Genomic DNA, 15122 nt, shown 5'->3' with positions numbered 1-15122 from the left:
GGTGGACACAGGGTGCGACGGGCGTGTTGTCCGGCCGTGCAAGATAGCCTTGCAGTCAGGTAATTCCGATTCTGGACAGGCGATGACAGACGATATTAACCACAGAGAGCAAGATCACCGCCGTCAAGCGATGCACCTCTACTGGCAGGGAATGAAGATGGCCAGCATTGCTGAACGGGTAGGGGAAAACCTGTTTACCGTATACAGCTGGAAACGAAGAGATAAATGGGATGACTACCCCCCTTTGGCACAGATGCAGGCGATCACCGCAGCCCGTTATAACCAGCTCATCATGAAACCAGACAAGGCGGGCCGTGACTTTAAGGAAATCGACCTGCTGGCGCGTCAGGCAGAGCGTCATGCGCGGATTGGCAAATATAACGCCGGCGGCAATGAAGCCGATCTGAACCCCAATGTAGAAAACCGTAACCGTGGCCCGCGCAAAAAACCACTGCGCAATGCGTTCACGCCTGAGCAGCATGCGCAGCTTAAGGCGCTTTTTCTGAACTCGCTCTATGAGTACCAACGCAGGTGGTATCAGGCGGGCCTCTCCAATGAATTTCGCATTCGCAATTTACTCAAATCGCGCCAGATTGGGGCGACGTTATATTTTGCCCGCGAAGCGCTGATTAACGCACTGGATACCGGGCGCAACCAGATGTTTGTCTCGGCGTCCAAAGCGCAGGCGCATCAGTTTAAGAACTATATTGTGGCGTTTGCCCAGGAAGTGGATGTCGCGCTGAAAGGCGAGGTGATTATCCTGCCCAACGGTGCGGAGCTACACTTTTTTGGGCACCAACGCCAATACCACACAAGGGAGGCCCGGTAATCTCTATCTGGACGAATATTTCTGGATCCCCGGCTTTCGCAAGCTGCGACGGGCGGCGTCCGGCATGGCCTCACAACAGCGTTACCGGTCAACCTATTTCTCCACCCCGTCAAGTGTGACCCATGAGGCTTATGCCTTCTGGAACGGCACGCTGTTTAACAAGGGGAAAGCGGCCACCCGGCAGAAAGACATCGATGTCAGCCATCAGCGGCTGGCCGGTGGCGTGCTGTGTGAAGATAAACAGTTCAGAGAGATTGTCACCGCAGAGGATGCCGTGCGCGGGGGCTTCGATCGGTTTAGTCTCGACGATCTGCGCGCGGAAAACAGCGATGAGGATTTTGCCAACCTCTATCTGTGCCACTTTATCGATGATGCCACAGCCACCTTCTCCCTAGCGGAAATGGAGCGCTGCATGGTGGACAGTTGGGTGCGCTGGACGGATGTGAAACCCTTTGCCCGGCGGACGGCCGCCGATCGCGAAGTCTGGATAGGCTACGATCCGGCCAGCTCCGAGCACGGCGACAGCGCCGGCTGTGCGGTGGTGATGCCGCCGCGTGTGCCGGGCGGCCCGTTTCGGGTGCTGGAGCGCCACCAGTGGAAAGGCATGGATTTTACCGCCCAGGCCGCCAACATCAAGGGGCTGACCGAGCGCTACAACGTGACCTATATCGGCATTGACAATACCGGGCTGGGGCGCGCGGTATCGCAGCTGGTTTGCCAATTTTTCCCTGCCGTCAACACCATTAACTACAGCCTGGAAATGAAAACCGATCTGGTGCTGAAAGCCAAGGATGTCATCCGCGCCGGCCGCCTGGAGTTTGATGCCGGATGCCTGGATATCGCCAAGGCGTTTATGGCTATCCGTCGGCAACTGACCGCCTCCGGGCGGCGGGCCACCTATGTCACCAGCCGCGCCGAAAGCGTCAACCACGGCGACGTGGCCTGGGCGGTGATGCATGCCTTGTTAAATGAACCCCTCGAAGGGACAACCGGCACCAACGCCGGCTTTATGGAGATATTTTAAGATGCGCAAATTCCGCAAGGGGCCAAAAAAAGGCCCGCAACCGCGCACTGGCGCGCCACGTGCCGAGGTGTTTACCTTTGATGATCCGCTCCCCATGATGGATCGGCGTGAAATGCTCGATTATCTGGAGTGTGCCATCGTCGATCGCTGGTATGCGCCGCCGGTGTCCTTTAACGGGCTGGCAAAGACTTTCCGCACAGCGGTGCATCACAGCTCACCTATCTATATGAAACGTAATGTCCTGGTGAGCCTGTTTCAACCCCATCGCCTGCTGTCCAAGCAGAATTTTAGCCGCTTTGCGCTCGATTTTATGGTGTTTGGCAACGCCTTTCTTGAAAGCCGGGTGAACCGGCTGGGTGAGGTGATGACACTCACCCCCAGCCCGGCCAAGTATACCCGCGTGGGGGTTGATCCGGGCACCTATTGGTATTTCGCCCAACCTCAGACACCCCTTCCGTTTGCGTCAGGCGCGGTCTTTCATCTGCTGGATCCGGATATCAACCAGGAGATTTATGGCGTGCAGGAGTACCTGTCCGCCCTGAACTCGGTGTGGCTGAATGAAGCGGCGACGCTGTTTCGCCGCAAGTACTACCTCAATGGCAGCCATGCCGGATTCATCCTGTACATGAACGATACGGCGCAGAGTCAGGACGATATCGACGCCCTGCGCAAGGCAATGAAAGAATCGAAAGGCCCAGGCAACTTCCGCAACCTGTTTATGTATGCGCCGACCGGCAAAAAAGACGGGTTGCAGCTTATCCCGCTGGCCGAGGTGGCGGCAAAGGATGAGTTTATGCACATCAAAAATACCAGCCGGGATGATCAGCTGGCCGCGCAGCGCATCCCGCCGCAGCTGATGGGGATTTTGCCCAACAATACCGGCGGCTTTGGTGATGTGGAAAAAGCGTCACGGGTATTTGCCATCAATGAGCTTGCCCCTCTCCAGCAACGTCTGAGCGAAATTAACGATTGGGTGGGCGAAGAGGTGGTGCGATTTAAGCCCTATGAGCTGCTGGATAATGAGGCTGGATAAGCGCTAGGGGAAGGCATCATGTCACTACCACTTGAAAAGTGATCCACCCTGCTAAGTAAAATAGGCTTTTTTGTTAAAATCAGTGGTTATTAATACGCCATTATGCCGAAGGCATGCGAGGCGCGAAAAGTACTTATAAACGCGCTCTGAAGCTTCTGCGCGCCGATACGTGAGCGAAGCGAACTTCTGACTGGCATAGCCCCGGAAACCGCGTCAGCTCACTGCTTGGCGTTTTTTTCGATGTAGAGATCGCGCATATGGATGCGATTATGACCACTTGTCGAACTGTCTTATGGTTTTCAAATATCCAAGATTATTTTTGTTATCTTCCTCGTAAAAGAATAGTGGTTTAATTAGCAGGATGGATCAGATTTAAACCGGTGGTGACAGCATCATGCTGGAATTGAGCCTGCACAACCAGGGTGCACAAATTTGCACAATTTTGTGCAGTAAGAAACTGCCCTGAAAACCCCGCCGGATAAGGGTTGAAGGTGATTTTTCGGTGCATAAAAAGTGAATAATTAAGTGAACAGCGCGGAGGCGCGGGGCGGGGGGACTGCGCGCAAAGGGGTCAGGGAGGCAAAATCAACCTTGCGCCCTGGCGCATGAAAGCCATTCTGTGACGCGTTCGTTTTCAGGACGAGAAATCCCCTTCAGCAGCGCGACGCCTCGCTATGACCCATACAGGCGCTCTGATGGGGTTTTAGCAATGTTGGGATGACAGTGAATAGCCGTTATGTTATTCATTTTTATGAATTAGCAGGCATTTTGCTTACGCTGGCGGCGGTCAGGGCAAGGCAGAATGTACGGGCTTTAGGAGAATTTGTGTATGTATGGGATGGACAGGCTTCGACCTGGACGGCACGCTGGCCAAGATGCTAGGCTATGCTCAGTCTACTTGCTAAAGTTCCATTTATGTCAATACATCGCCCCAAGCCGACAAATAAAGCTAATGAAATACTGCAGCTCATCACCCCCCACCTGAAGAGCGTGGAGAGACTTGATCAGCTAAACTACCATCGCCTTCTTCGTGAAGCCAGATCAATTCCAGATCATGGAAGCGCCATGAGTGCGGAGGGTTACGTGCATGCAGCCTATGGAGAAAAAACAAAGGCAATAATTTGTATGGAAATTTGTTGTAATACCAATAATTACCATGAAATTGTAAATTATTTGTTTTTGTGTGGCCAGATGGGATGGTTAAAGCGCAGAGGTGACGTTTCGATCAGGGCTGCAAAGGAGACAGCAGTTCGGGGATTTAGCCTAGAAGCCGCGATGACATACCATAGTCGAGGCGATATAAAAAATGCTGAATTATTTTTCAACAAGGCTATAAAGCTGTCTAAAAAAATTTAATGGTAACAGTGGGTAACCAAATGAACGCACTGAGAGAGACATATAACATCACAGGAGCAACAGAAGAGCGATTTGCTCTCATTGCATCCGCCGCTGAACACGTTGTTGAAGAGTTCGGCGTTCTGGTTAATGGCCGTGAAATTACCCCATTCATGGGGGGAGACTATATCGTTGAGGTCAAAACGGACACAGCTAAAATCATTGACATGAATTTCCATATAGCCGAGCTTATATCAAAAGACGCTAGGTTAGACAGTCCGGAGATGACCACGCGCTTTGAGCACATCAGAAAGCATAAAACAGAATCGGAGTACATTGCATGAATGGTGTAGATTTCATTCATTCAGCATTAGTGAGCTTTGAGGACAACAGTGAGGCATCAATGAGAAACGTTACGTCTCGATGCTACTATGGTCTCTACCATATTTCCCGACATTCTGTCAGGCATTTGCCAAAAGTATCGTTCAACCACCATAAAAATCTCATTAACTATTTAAACAATAGCCAAAGCAACGATGCTGAAAAAATGCCAGCAAAAACGAGAAGGCTAATGGGACGTATTTTAAAACAGGAGCGCTCACGAAGAAATGAAGCTGACTACAACCTTGATTTACTCATATATGATAAAAATCTGGCCGAAGTGAGTCTTGAAGTAGCAAAACGTTTCCTATCGATGATAGAGAAAAGTCTCTCTGAATAGCTTTCATGCTCATATAATACAATAAAAATCAGTGGCTGATGGCAGCTTATGCGTAGCGCTGGCTGCTGCACACGCAGGGGTTACCGGCGTTAGCAGTGACGAATATGAAAGACAGCGAGATGTCACAGCTATGGGATGATCGGGCGATCCAGGTGGTGAAAAATACCGGCAAGGTCTGCGCGGGATGCGAAAAACTCCACGCCCTGACCGCTGAAGATCAGGGAACGTTAACCGACTGTTAAATTATTGCGGCGCGGGCAGGTTATCCAGCTCGCTATCGGTCAAGCCGGTGGACAACCTGACAACGGCGCGATCGACACCATTAGCAAGAAGCGGGCGATCTGGATACGGGTTTCCTGTCGGCCTTTTTGTACGCCAAGCTGAATGCCTCTTTGCTCGCCTTCCTGCCGTAGCTGTTCTGCAATCGTCATAACATCCTCCCGATAATCCTGTGTCTGTGCCGCTATGGTATGCAAAAACTGTTTGGCGTCTGATGTTTCGCCTCGACCAACAATATAGTACATCAGACTACGAAACTGCGCTTGCGGCAGCGTCCACTGATTCGGCAGTCGTGCAATCTCTTCGGCCAACTCAAGCATATCCCGCGTGCGAATATGCTTCATGACAAGCTCCAGCAAGGCGACGCGTTGGTGGGTGACGATCGCATTATCCGGCATGGCGGTAATATCAACCAGCGGGAAAGCTTGCCTGTAGACTGATTCTGCCAGCTCAGGATCGGCAAAGCAATCCAGCCAGCGGGTCGTGTAGGGGTAAGGTGAGGTACAGCCATGGTAAAAGAGCAAGGGAATGACGACCGGCAAGGTGTCATTGTCCTGTTCTATATGCCGCTGCATGGCGGCGACGGCGTACTTTAGCAGCCGGAATGCCATCAGCTTCTCTGGTCGGCTCTGGTGCTCAATGAGCAGGTAGAGATACCCTTTCCCCACAGGGGTCTGCACGAAGTAGAGCATATCGGAACACTGCGTGCGCAGGTCATCTTCGATAAACGAACCAGACTCCATTGAAAGGGTAGTAAAATCGCAACGCTCCCGAAGATGAGACGGCAGATGGATAGCAAGAAAATCCCTGGCAACCTCGATATTACCGAGGAATTTTCTGAACAGTGCATCGTGATGTGAAGGTGTTTTTGGCATGGCCGCAGTATAGCGGCATCCAAAAGCAACAGCCATCGACTTTACGCCTGATTTTTATGCATAAAAATAACCCTGTTTGTTGATTTTTTGTATCATGCTTCTATGTATACCGGATGAATACAGAGAGAAGAGAGCATGGTGAGCAATCTGGGAAAATATCTTAGAAAACTAAGAATAGATCACGACATGAACCTTAGGGATGTGGCCGACTGTCTGGGCGTAAGCGCTGCCTATGTATCCGCAATCGAACGGGGTAAGCGCGCAGCCCCCGCACCCTTTATTGAAAGTATTGCCAACCACTTTAAAATTAAGGGTGAGGCGCTGGAGGAATTTAAAAAATTAGCAGACCTTTCTCAACCATCAATAAAAATTAATCTCATAAAGGTGAATGAGCAGACCAAAGAAGTCTTTCTGTTTTTTGCCAGAAAACTTGAGGAGCTTAGTCCTGAACAGGTACAAAAGCTTAAAAAAACGTTACAGGGATGAACATCATCACAGGTAATACCGATCATCAGTTATCCCTCCAACGCCAGGTCAAATTAAACATTTGCCCATGATGCTGACTATCCGGTCAGCTTTTTTTATGCGTCGCGAACTCGCTGTCGTTCGGCATACTGGTGCTTCCCCCAATCTTCCCGGCATTACGGGCAGCAAAAATTACCAGGCGCCTTCTCTTCACAATGGTAGCAGCGGCCAGTGATCGGCATCGGACGGTAACGCCGTCTTGCTTCAGCAATCGCGTGTTCACGGAACAACGCTTCGCGTTCGCTGGCAATATCGATAATATCATGCATCGGGTCGCCCCCTCATGGCCGCCTGCGTTGCCTGAAAGCGTAAGGTCAGCCCCAACTTTTTAGCCAAGGCAACTTCAGCACAGGCGCCAACGCTGTCCTGCCAGCCGTCCAGCAGGTAAATTCCGTCGGCGCATTGCAGCATTGCCAGGCAGATACGCATGTAATCGGCCTGGTACAAACCATCCGGCAGTATGGCGGGATTGAGTGGAATAGCGCCCTGAGCGGATAGCCGAACAGCGGCGAGGGAAAAAGCTGCCCGGTTGAAATCGGGTTTTCCGGTCATGGGGCCGGCAATGTATATCACCTTTGTTTGCATGCCAGTATCTTGAATATTCATTGTTTATCTATCTATTTTATTTGCCTATTTTTTCATCATGTCGCGCGGCGGTCATGTTAGTCGGCGAGATTATGCAAACCTGATGTCACCTTCCGTTTGCATAGCTGCGCGACGCGCTGCATCAATGTTTTGGCTTTTTCGGCAGCGCTGGGCGCACGGGCAAGCAATACGCCGGTTGCAAGGGCGCAATAACGCTGACCGTCAATTTTCATCACCTTACCTTCAGCCAAAGACCGGGCGTCACCAGGACTCAGAACCAGGCCTTTTTCTGCTGCATAGCGATAAATTTTCCCAATTCGGGTATTTAAGGCCGCCTCGGATGGCGGTAAGGGTGGCGTTGTGCGCCAATCTGAGGTTGGCGGCCCCGGATCACCCGTACAGTTAGTGACAGGACTTGCCTCTATTTAGTGGTTTTGAACAAATGGCCAACGTTACCCTGCGCGCGATAAAGCATGCTGCAAAGCACGGCATTAATCATCAATTCCGACCAGTAAATATAGGCATAGCCGCCCATGACGACCCGAATAGCCACCGCCCCCATTGCCACGGTGAGCAACCATGCAACAAAAGCCATAAACCGGTTAAATTCAGCCTCCCTCCGGCGATAGGTCATCAGCCGCAGGCAGGCCGCCGCGCAAATAAAGGCATTCGCGTGAAGCATCACTTGCTGGCTCATTACTGCCGTCCTCCACGAAATCGTGAAAATAGAGAGAGGCCGTCTTTACTGCATAGCCCCATTAAAATACGCACTGCTGCGGCCGAAGCGACCAGTGCTCCAATCGGTAAATCAATTGCCGTGCCGGCCGGCAGAAATGAATCCAACAAACTGGTAGTGAAGGGTGCGGCAACCTGACCAACGGCAAAAGACAAACTGCCGAGAAACAGTCGCCACAGCAGACCAAAATCACCTGCTGATGCCACAAAAATTGCCGCGCCGGCGAAAGCGCCGATAACGGTGGGCCCGTTCTGCGGCCCGAACACGCTTATCAACGTTACACCCGTTGCGAGTACGGAGGCAAAGTCGCTGCCCGTTATCGGCTAAGACATTGGAATGACTCCTTATTATTAATGTTCGCTCTTCACGAGCTGTTTTAAATAACTTCGCTTTTTCAGACGAAATAGTTACCGACCTACTATCCATTCTGGCATTGACTGACAAACACTAACGCCAGGCTTATGCACCGGTTGTCTATTAAGAAGATTTATCGATGCCACAGAACAACGCATAATGCCCTCAACAAGATCGATTAAGCCTTAAACTGACTTCCGACTTCTGTGTTGGCAACCCATTACTCCGCCAAAAGAAATATGACATCTTCACTGAATGGGTAAAACGCCTGGTGCGCGATAAACTTTATTGATGATCAGCAATAATGTCATGAAAATCACCCTGGTGTTCGGTGTTACTTATTTTCAACATCAGCACCGCCATAATCAATTGCTGCCTGTTGTCATGATTTTGACACAACAGCATCACCCCCAAAAGGCATAATGAGCAGGCCGCAAACGCGGAAAAACTCCTCATCCTGGCGGGATAAAGTAGCGTAACATCCCCCTCACTTCGCCGCTTACATCAACGGCAGAATGCAGCGCCATTGGATTCATGACAGCGGGTATTCAGGCGCCAGCGTGGTCAGCAGTTACTTTTGGTATAAAACTATTTATTAACGGCCATTTCGCCGCCGGAAATTTGGAATGCAATGGAATGATTATTGGCAATAAACATCTCGTTTGCTTTAATCGAATAACTAACCTTTTATTATTCCCCCTGGGCCATCACAGGGTTATCAGCCACGGCGAATTCTGGGGGACGGTAGTCATTTGCATCATGCTGATAGACCCTGAGGTAAAAGGACTTATTCTCTCTGCTCGTTTTTAAACACCTACAGGGCGGTAGGGCATTGCATAAAGCAACATAGTAACTATTAATAATTTCGATATTTAATGGGACCAATATAACTTGTTAAGTCATATCATGGATGATAAACAGTATTACTTTACCCTCGTTCCTCCCCACGCCAAGGTTAATTTATGGACGGTTTCGATCGTGAGGACCGGCATGACAACAGCGTTAGCACAATTCATGTTGGGCGCGATGCTCGGGCATGCGCTGACATATACCCAGGCGATGCTCGCGACCCTGTTAGGCAATTTACTGTTGCAAGGCATAAGTTTTGGTGTCGGACTGGCGGGATATAAACGGTAATGACTCTAATTAGGAGAACATGTTTTTTACGATGTAGGCTCCGATGACTTTTTCGTGGATCTCGACGGAGCGCGATAAGCAAATCGTTTACCTGCCAGTCGTTTAATGCGGGTACGGAGCGTCAGATTATTGCGCTCTTTGCATTGCGTGAAGATCTTGCCAGTCAGATGTTTCTGCTTCGGCACCTCTCATGCACAGCTGCCCCAGCTGCCCCAGTTGTCACTGGTGATCATTCCGATGTTGAAAGGCGTCAACAGAGCCAGCAATTCACGGCAGGTCTCATCGGTTCGGGGGCCAAACGTGTAGGCCAGAACACCGCCCGTTTTGGTATTGTAAGCTTACCAGATCCAGTGCTGTTGCGCCTTACTACCAACGAAGCTCCATTGCGCATCAAGTTCACAGATAAAGGTAACGTCATCGTGAGCAACGGGAGAAGACGTTATCCTGCGGGGCGAGAGCTTTTCAAAGCCCGGATGACCGTATTGATGCCGATTTTCAATGTTCTGACGGTATCGCGAACACCGGCATCGTTAAAGGCCCTATCAACGATCTGCTGTTTAACTCCTGGCTCGCGCTTTATAGCGGTAGTTAAGCTGGAATACACGGCGACAGCACTGACACCGGAAGCGTTTGCGCTTAGTTGGATTAAGGCCATGTCGATAAACTTTATCTGTATGGCAGCGAGGGCAATGAACAGAAACTGGAACCACGTGGGAACCTCAAAGAGCGGCAGAATATAACAAAAGCCAACTATTTTAAGGTATTACCATATAAAGAAGGCTTATCCACCAGCCTGCTGGCGAAGTGGTGTGGTTTCTGGCGTTACGGGTCAGCGCTGGTGGGCCTGGCGATTATCACCAGTTGCATGGGTTGGTTTAGCGTCCAAAACGCCATTCTGGCGGACGGCGTCGTTCATACCACCTAGGTGAAAATCACCTTCACGCTGGCGGTAACAGCCACCCCCGCTTGCCACTGAACGTGGGCGTTATTCTTTGTGGAATTTCTCCCGCCGACGGAATGCCGTTGGCGCAATGCCGACCGCGCGGGAAAAATGCAGCGGATCGTTATAGCCCACCTGCCCGGCGATACGGGTTATCGATTCATCGGTTTCCACCAGCAGACGGCGTGCCTGCGAGAGACGATAATTTTTCAGCCATTTTAAGGGACTTTGGTTAAAGGTGGTTTGAAAGAGACGAAATAACTGGGATTTACTGACCTGACAATAATGCATGAATTTCTCGATGTCCCAATCATCATGATAGTGGCTGTGAATTTGATAAACTAATCTGCCGAGGCCGCGGTGCATAATGACCGGCGACTTCGCCACTTCAAAACTCCGGTTTTCCAGCAGGGTGAATATCAACTCGGTACAGAGCACATCACAATGGGCATCGGCAACCAGAGTATGGCTGGTCATCAGGCTGAAGATATGGTGATAAATTTCAATCACCTTTTGCGGCTGGTCAAAATGGAATACCGGCTTTTGATGGATATCGAGTATTTGCATGATGTTGTTGAGTTTAGATCCCTCTATGCGCAGCCACAGTATTTCCCACGGCGTATGCTTATCGGGGAAATGCTCATGGGGCCAGCGCACGGGTAGCCAGGCCAGACAGCCTGTTTTTACTTCATAACGCTTTTCTTCTAGGCGGATATACCCGCTGCCGTTGAGGCAGTAAATAAGCTCATGCCCGACCACCGACTGGCGCTGGACATGGAAATGCTCGCCGGACTGGATATGCCCCGCGCGCAAAATACGGTAATTCATGAGCGTCGAGAATTCATCCGCTTCCCGATACCAGCTGGCGATGACCCGCGTTCGCCGTGCGCTTTTTTCCATATCCCCACCCGCTAAAAACAATAAAGGCTCCGGTGATGTTGCCGTTCATCGTGGCATGACATGACCATGAACACATGCTTTAAACACCCTTTCACGAATGAATTTTGACCTTGCTCACAACTTTATTAACATGAAATTTCTATCCATATCCCAGGGACTTCTCCCTATCACGCTTTTTCCCTCTCTTGCTTACAGTAACGCCATGTTCACCGCATATTTTCGTGCAATTACTGAGTCAACAGGAGTGGTAGATGATTGATTTCAACGACCCGCGGCAGATAGCGAAGGCCATCCAATTCACCAACGTCAACCCGGACCTCACGCGCGAGGGATTGCTTAAGCATCTGACCCTGTGCATGGAGCACAAATTTGATGCCGCCATAATTGCGCCCTGCTGGGTATCCCTGGCGAGAGAGGTGCTGAAAGGCAGCGGCGTGCGCATTGCCACTACCGTTAACTTTCCCCAGGCTAACGACACGACGGCAATGAAAGTTGCGGTGGTACGCGAACTCGCCAAAGAAGGCGCCGACGAATTCGATTTCCCGCCCAATCCGGGCTATTTACTGGGCGGCATGGATGAGCTGTATTTCAACGAATTAAAACAGGTCACCCATGTGGCGCACGATGCGGTAATGAAGGTCAAGTCCATGTTGGAATTCGGTTTTATTACCGAAGAAGCCATGAAAATCAAGGCCACCCGTTTTGCCTGGGAAGCCGGCATCGATTGGGTAAAACAATCCAGCGGCTGGGATAAAGGCGGCTGCGCGGCGACGGTAGAAGATGTGCGACTTCTCAAAACGAATATTCAGGCGCCTTGTCGGGTAAAAGTTTCCGGTAAAGTTAATACGCTGGCCAAGATGAAAGAAATGTTCGCCTCCGGCGCCGAACTGGTGGTCACCAGTTCCGGGCCGGAATTGGTGACCGGTCTGGTCGGCGATATTAACGCTTATTGACCGGCTGGCGCCGCCGATACGCACCGGCGGCGCCGCGCAAGCCATAACAACGCGCAGTACAGACAACGGAGCAGGTGATGAGTGTATTTATTCTCGGTAGCTACGCGAAAGCGCTGGTGATGACAACCGACCGTATTCCCCTCGCCGGGGAAACGCTTATTGGCGAGGATTTTCGTCAGACCTGGGGTGGCAAAGGGTCCGACATGGCCGTTCAGGCGGCCCGTTTGGGGGCCGACGTCGCCTACAGCGGCGTAGTGGGCGACGATGCGTTTGGGCAGGAATTCATTGCCCTGATGCAGCAAGAAGGCGTCGATATTACGGCGCTCACCGTGTCCACCGCGCTGCCGAACGGCGCCGGGCTTATCATAAAAGACCGCCAGGCGCGGAATGTCATCGTCGTGGATATGGGCGCCAACCGGTTATTTACGCCGGCGCTGGTGGATCAGGCGTTGATGCATATCAAAGGCAGCCAGGTGGTGTTGGCACAGTTGGAAATTCCGCTGGAAACGGCGCTATACGGTCTGCGACAGGCCAAGAAACTCGGCAAAACCACCGTGCTCAATCCAGCGCCCGCCCGGGACTTACGCGGCATTGATCTTAGCGCCATTGACTATTTGACGCCGAATGAAACGGAAGCGCGCGTCGCGCTGGGCCTCGCGCCCGACGATGGGCGTAGCAACCGGGAAATCGCCGCTATGTTGTCATGACGCTCGGCGAGGCCGGTTCAGCCGCAACCGGATGTGTACGGTTCCACCCTGCCCGGTGGCGGTCGTCGACAGTAATGGCGCGGGAGACAGTTTTAACGCGGCGCTGGCCGGCGCCCTGGATGAAGGCCAGCCCATCGCGAACGCCGTGCTGTTTGCTAACGCCACCGCCGCCCTGTGCTGCACCGGTTGGGAAACCGTGCCCTCCTATCGCAACCGCGACGAGGTCGCCGCTTTTATGCAAACCCAGTCCGCCGTGGAGGTATCACTCTCATGAAACCAGATAGCATTTTGCATCCCGAACTCGCCGGCGCTCTGGCAACGCTGGGCCATACCGACATTGTGCTGGTCACGGACGACGGCTTTCCAATTCCATCCCAGGCGAAACGGATTGATTTGGGATTTTGGCCCAGCACTATCGACGTGCTGGAAATCCTGCGCCAGACGATCTTCGTCGAAGAGGTGCGCGACTGTCATCCACAGCTTTATCAGGCGCTACAGGAGCTGTACACCGGCTCCGGCGCCGAGTTCCGCGCCGCCAGCCATGAAACACTCTGCCGCGACATCGCCTATGAGGCCAAAATTATCATCCGTTCCGGCTCTTTTAACCCTTGGGCCAATGTCGCTCTGGTTGCCAGCACCGATCCCTTTGCCTGGTTCACCGACGCGTCAGGCGTGCAACCCCTGCCGGCCTACGTCGCAAGACGCCAGCGCATCCGCGATAACGTGGTGCCGGTACTTAACTGACAAGGAAAAACAATGAGCTCAGCCGTGGTACATCAACGCCATCCCGGCAACGTCGAACACCCAAAAACCGTCCTGCGGTCGCCACAATTAGGCAAAGCCCCGGTCGATGTGGAGTGCTGCGGCGTTGGCCTTGGCCCTACCGAGCTGCCTGTCGTTAAAGGCGATGCAGGCGCCGAGCCAGACCATGAAGGCCACGGTGCCGTCCAGGGGCGGACGGTAGTTGATTTACGCCTGCGGCAGACCCCGTCAGCATCAACGGTAGAGGAGCGGACATCATGAAAATCACGGGCTGGCGCACGCTGAATACGGTTCACCGCTGGCAGCGCCCGATTGGCGACGTTAATGGCACCCTGGACAGCGGCGTGACCGACGTACCGGTGCTTATTTTAGAAACCGATCAGGGCGTCAGCGGCATTGGCCTTGGCGGCCACGCCGAATTCGCCCGGCTTTTCCCGGCCCTTGACGGTCAGGATCCGCGCTCGGTCACGGCGCTTTACGATCGGATGCTGGCCTGGGTATTCAAAAGTGGCCATGCCGGCAGCGTATTTGGCGCTATCGGCGCGGTGGATATGGCGCTTTGGGATTTGAAAGCCAAGCTGGCGGGCGAACCACTGTGGCGATTACTGTGCGCGCGCCACCCTTTTGTGACCGGTTACGCCTCCGGTCTCGATTACCCGCTATCGCTAGATGCGCTGGTCGTCTTACATGCGCGTTTTGCCGAACGAGGCTTTTGCGCCTTTAAACTAAAAGGGGGCTGGGACGTTGAGCAGGATATTGAACGCCTGCGCGCCGTGCGCGAGGTCTACCTGCGTAACACCGCCTCACCGGCCATCATGATCGATGTCAATGAATCGCTGAACGCCAAGCAGGCAGTGCGCTACGTTCGCCGCCTGGAGGAGACGCTGGATATCAGCTGGATAGAAGAACCCGTGCGGCGCTGGGACGCAGCGGGCCATGCGCTGGTGCGTCAGCAAACGCGTTGCGCCATCGCCACCGGTGAAAATTTGACCGGCCTTGAACAGTTCCCGCCGCTTTTGCGCGAGCAGGGGGTGGACGTGCTACAGGCGTGGATGTGATGGGGCATCACCCATTTTTTGCGGCTCGCCAATCTGGCGCACGCCTTCAGCTTACCGGTGAGCCCGGTTGGCTATAACGCCAATCCCGTCGCGCATGCGGCGGCGGATATACCAAATCATCTGAGCTGCGAAGTTCAGGATCTCGCGTTTCCAGAGGGGTTACACGTCGATCAGCGGATTGAGAACGGCGGCATCTTGCTGGGCGATGCCCCCGGACTGGGTATTACGCTCGATAAGGCGCTGGAACAACAGCCGTCGGCGAGCTGGACCACGCCGCACAGGGGCCGCATGTGCGTCCTGAACGGGCGGGTCTTGGCCTGTCGCTACAAAATCCACGCAAAGAGTAATGCGTCAACCACAGGATAACAA

Annotated in this window: 16 protein-coding genes and 6 pseudogenes; 14 read left to right on the top strand and 8 right to left on the bottom strand. The window is 52.6% G+C overall.

Going from position 1 to position 15122, the window contains the following annotated elements; all coding sequences use genetic code 11:
- The first annotated feature begins 82 nt into the window (after positions 1 to 82).
- The 6 genes and pseudogenes from JZM24_RS00665 to JZM24_RS00640 all read left to right on the top strand — a co-directional run bounded on the left by JZM24_RS00665 (position 83) and on the right by JZM24_RS00640 (position 5184).
- A pseudogene (locus JZM24_RS00665) lies at positions 83 to 1853 on the top strand (terminase large subunit domain-containing protein).
- A gap of 1 nt (position 1854) precedes the next feature.
- Entirely contained in the window at positions 1855 to 2886 is a 1032-nt protein-coding gene (locus tag JZM24_RS00660) for a phage portal protein (RefSeq protein WP_246579830.1), read from the top strand.
- An 885-nt stretch (positions 2887 to 3771) separates the two neighbouring features.
- Entirely contained in the window at positions 3772 to 4242 is a 471-nt protein-coding gene (locus JZM24_RS00655) for a hypothetical protein (RefSeq protein ID WP_215668233.1), read from the top strand.
- 20 nt (positions 4243 to 4262) lie between these two features.
- A complete protein-coding gene (locus JZM24_RS00650; protein ID WP_215668232.1) occupies positions 4263 to 4565 on the top strand; it encodes a hypothetical protein in 303 nt (100 codons plus the stop codon).
- Positions 4562 to 4942, top strand: coding sequence for a hypothetical protein (locus JZM24_RS00645; protein ID WP_215668231.1), 381 nt, complete (start codon positions 4562 to 4564; stop codon positions 4940 to 4942). Before JZM24_RS00650 ends, JZM24_RS00645 begins: the two co-directional genes overlap by 4 nt.
- A gap of 104 nt (positions 4943 to 5046) precedes the next feature.
- The gene (locus JZM24_RS00640; RefSeq protein ID WP_215668230.1) at positions 5047 to 5184 is read left to right on the top strand and encodes a hypothetical protein; all 138 of its coding nucleotides are present in this window, start codon (positions 5047 to 5049) and stop codon (positions 5182 to 5184) included.
- Between the two features lies 1 nt (position 5185).
- Here JZM24_RS00640 and JZM24_RS00635 read toward each other — a convergent pair.
- A pseudogene (locus tag JZM24_RS00635) lies at positions 5186 to 6096 on the bottom strand (Rpn family recombination-promoting nuclease/putative transposase).
- A gap of 135 nt (positions 6097 to 6231) precedes the next feature.
- On the opposite strand from JZM24_RS00635, the gene JZM24_RS00630 reads away from it, so the two are divergent.
- Entirely contained in the window at positions 6232 to 6582 is a 351-nt protein-coding gene (locus JZM24_RS00630; protein ID WP_215668229.1) for a helix-turn-helix domain-containing protein, read from the top strand.
- Between the two features lie 155 nt (positions 6583 to 6737).
- On the opposite strand, the gene JZM24_RS00625 is transcribed toward JZM24_RS00630, so the two are convergent.
- The 5 genes from JZM24_RS00625 to JZM24_RS00605 form a co-directional block, all read right to left on the bottom strand.
- Positions 6738 to 6890 (bottom strand): hypothetical protein, encoded by a 153-nt coding sequence (locus JZM24_RS00625; RefSeq protein ID WP_215668228.1) that lies wholly within the window; start codon positions 6888 to 6890, stop codon positions 6738 to 6740.
- Entirely contained in the window at positions 6883 to 7206 is a 324-nt protein-coding gene (locus JZM24_RS00620; RefSeq protein WP_215668227.1) for a DUF4406 domain-containing protein, read from the bottom strand. Before JZM24_RS00620 ends, JZM24_RS00625 begins: the two co-directional genes overlap by 8 nt.
- Positions 7207 to 7283: 77 nt before the next feature.
- On the bottom strand, positions 7284 to 7439 hold the full coding sequence (locus JZM24_RS00615; RefSeq protein ID WP_215668226.1) for a hypothetical protein: 156 nt from the start codon (positions 7437 to 7439) through the stop codon (positions 7284 to 7286).
- A 188-nt stretch (positions 7440 to 7627) separates the two neighbouring features.
- Complete coding sequence (locus JZM24_RS00610; RefSeq protein ID WP_215668225.1) at positions 7628 to 7903, bottom strand: phage holin family protein; 276 nt, start codon at positions 7901 to 7903, stop codon at positions 7628 to 7630.
- On the bottom strand, positions 7903 to 8262 hold the full coding sequence (locus tag JZM24_RS00605) for a putative holin (RefSeq protein ID WP_215669943.1): 360 nt from the start codon (positions 8260 to 8262) through the stop codon (positions 7903 to 7905). Before JZM24_RS00605 ends, JZM24_RS00610 begins: the two co-directional genes overlap by 1 nt.
- A gap of 940 nt (positions 8263 to 9202) precedes the next feature.
- On the opposite strand from JZM24_RS00605, the gene JZM24_RS00600 reads away from it, so the two are divergent.
- Positions 9203 to 9433, top strand: coding sequence for a hypothetical protein (locus JZM24_RS00600; RefSeq protein ID WP_215668224.1), 231 nt, complete (start codon positions 9203 to 9205; stop codon positions 9431 to 9433).
- 9 nt (positions 9434 to 9442) lie between these two features.
- Here JZM24_RS00600 and JZM24_RS00595 read toward each other — a convergent pair.
- Positions 9443 to 10143, bottom strand: a pseudogene (locus JZM24_RS00595) (IS1 family transposase).
- A 62-nt stretch (positions 10144 to 10205) separates the two neighbouring features.
- Here JZM24_RS00595 and JZM24_RS19940 point away from each other — a divergent pair.
- Positions 10206 to 10343: pseudogene (locus JZM24_RS19940) on the top strand (cytosine permease); the annotation flags it as partial.
- A 75-nt stretch (positions 10344 to 10418) separates the two neighbouring features.
- On the opposite strand, the gene JZM24_RS00590 reads toward JZM24_RS19940, so the two are convergent.
- Positions 10419 to 11273, bottom strand: coding sequence for an AraC family transcriptional regulator (locus tag JZM24_RS00590; RefSeq protein WP_215668223.1), 855 nt, complete (start codon positions 11271 to 11273; stop codon positions 10419 to 10421).
- 251 nt (positions 11274 to 11524) lie between these two features.
- On the opposite strand from JZM24_RS00590, the gene deoC reads away from it, so the two are divergent.
- The 5 genes and pseudogenes from deoC (at position 11525) to JZM24_RS00565 (ending at position 15119) form a co-directional block, all read left to right on the top strand.
- Positions 11525 to 12226 carry a deoxyribose-phosphate aldolase gene (gene deoC / locus JZM24_RS00585; protein ID WP_215668222.1) on the top strand — a complete coding sequence of 234 codons (702 nt, stop codon included), beginning with the start codon at positions 11525 to 11527 and terminating at the stop codon, positions 12224 to 12226.
- 77 nt (positions 12227 to 12303) lie between these two features.
- Positions 12304 to 13207 (top strand): annotated as a pseudogene (locus JZM24_RS00580) (ribokinase).
- Positions 13204 to 13677, top strand: coding sequence for an RbsD/FucU domain-containing protein (locus JZM24_RS00575; protein ID WP_215668221.1), 474 nt, complete (start codon positions 13204 to 13206; stop codon positions 13675 to 13677). The pseudogene JZM24_RS00580 and the gene JZM24_RS00575 overlap by 4 nt, the downstream one beginning before the upstream one ends.
- A 12-nt stretch (positions 13678 to 13689) precedes the next feature.
- Positions 13690 to 13956, top strand: a complete 267-nt coding sequence (locus tag JZM24_RS00570; protein ID WP_215668220.1) for a hypothetical protein — start codon at positions 13690 to 13692, stop codon at positions 13954 to 13956.
- Positions 13953 to 15119: pseudogene (locus tag JZM24_RS00565) on the top strand (mandelate racemase/muconate lactonizing enzyme family protein). Before JZM24_RS00570 ends, JZM24_RS00565 begins: the two are co-directional and overlap by 4 nt.
- Positions 15120 to 15122: the final 3 nt, after the last annotated feature.

This window comes from Candidatus Sodalis endolongispinus, from assembly GCF_018777395.1.
Lineage (GTDB): Bacteria > Pseudomonadota > Gammaproteobacteria > Enterobacterales > Enterobacteriaceae > Sodalis_B > Sodalis_B endolongispinus.
Note: the sequence above shows the minus strand (reverse complement) of the source record. Positions and strands in the feature narration are given on the sequence as shown.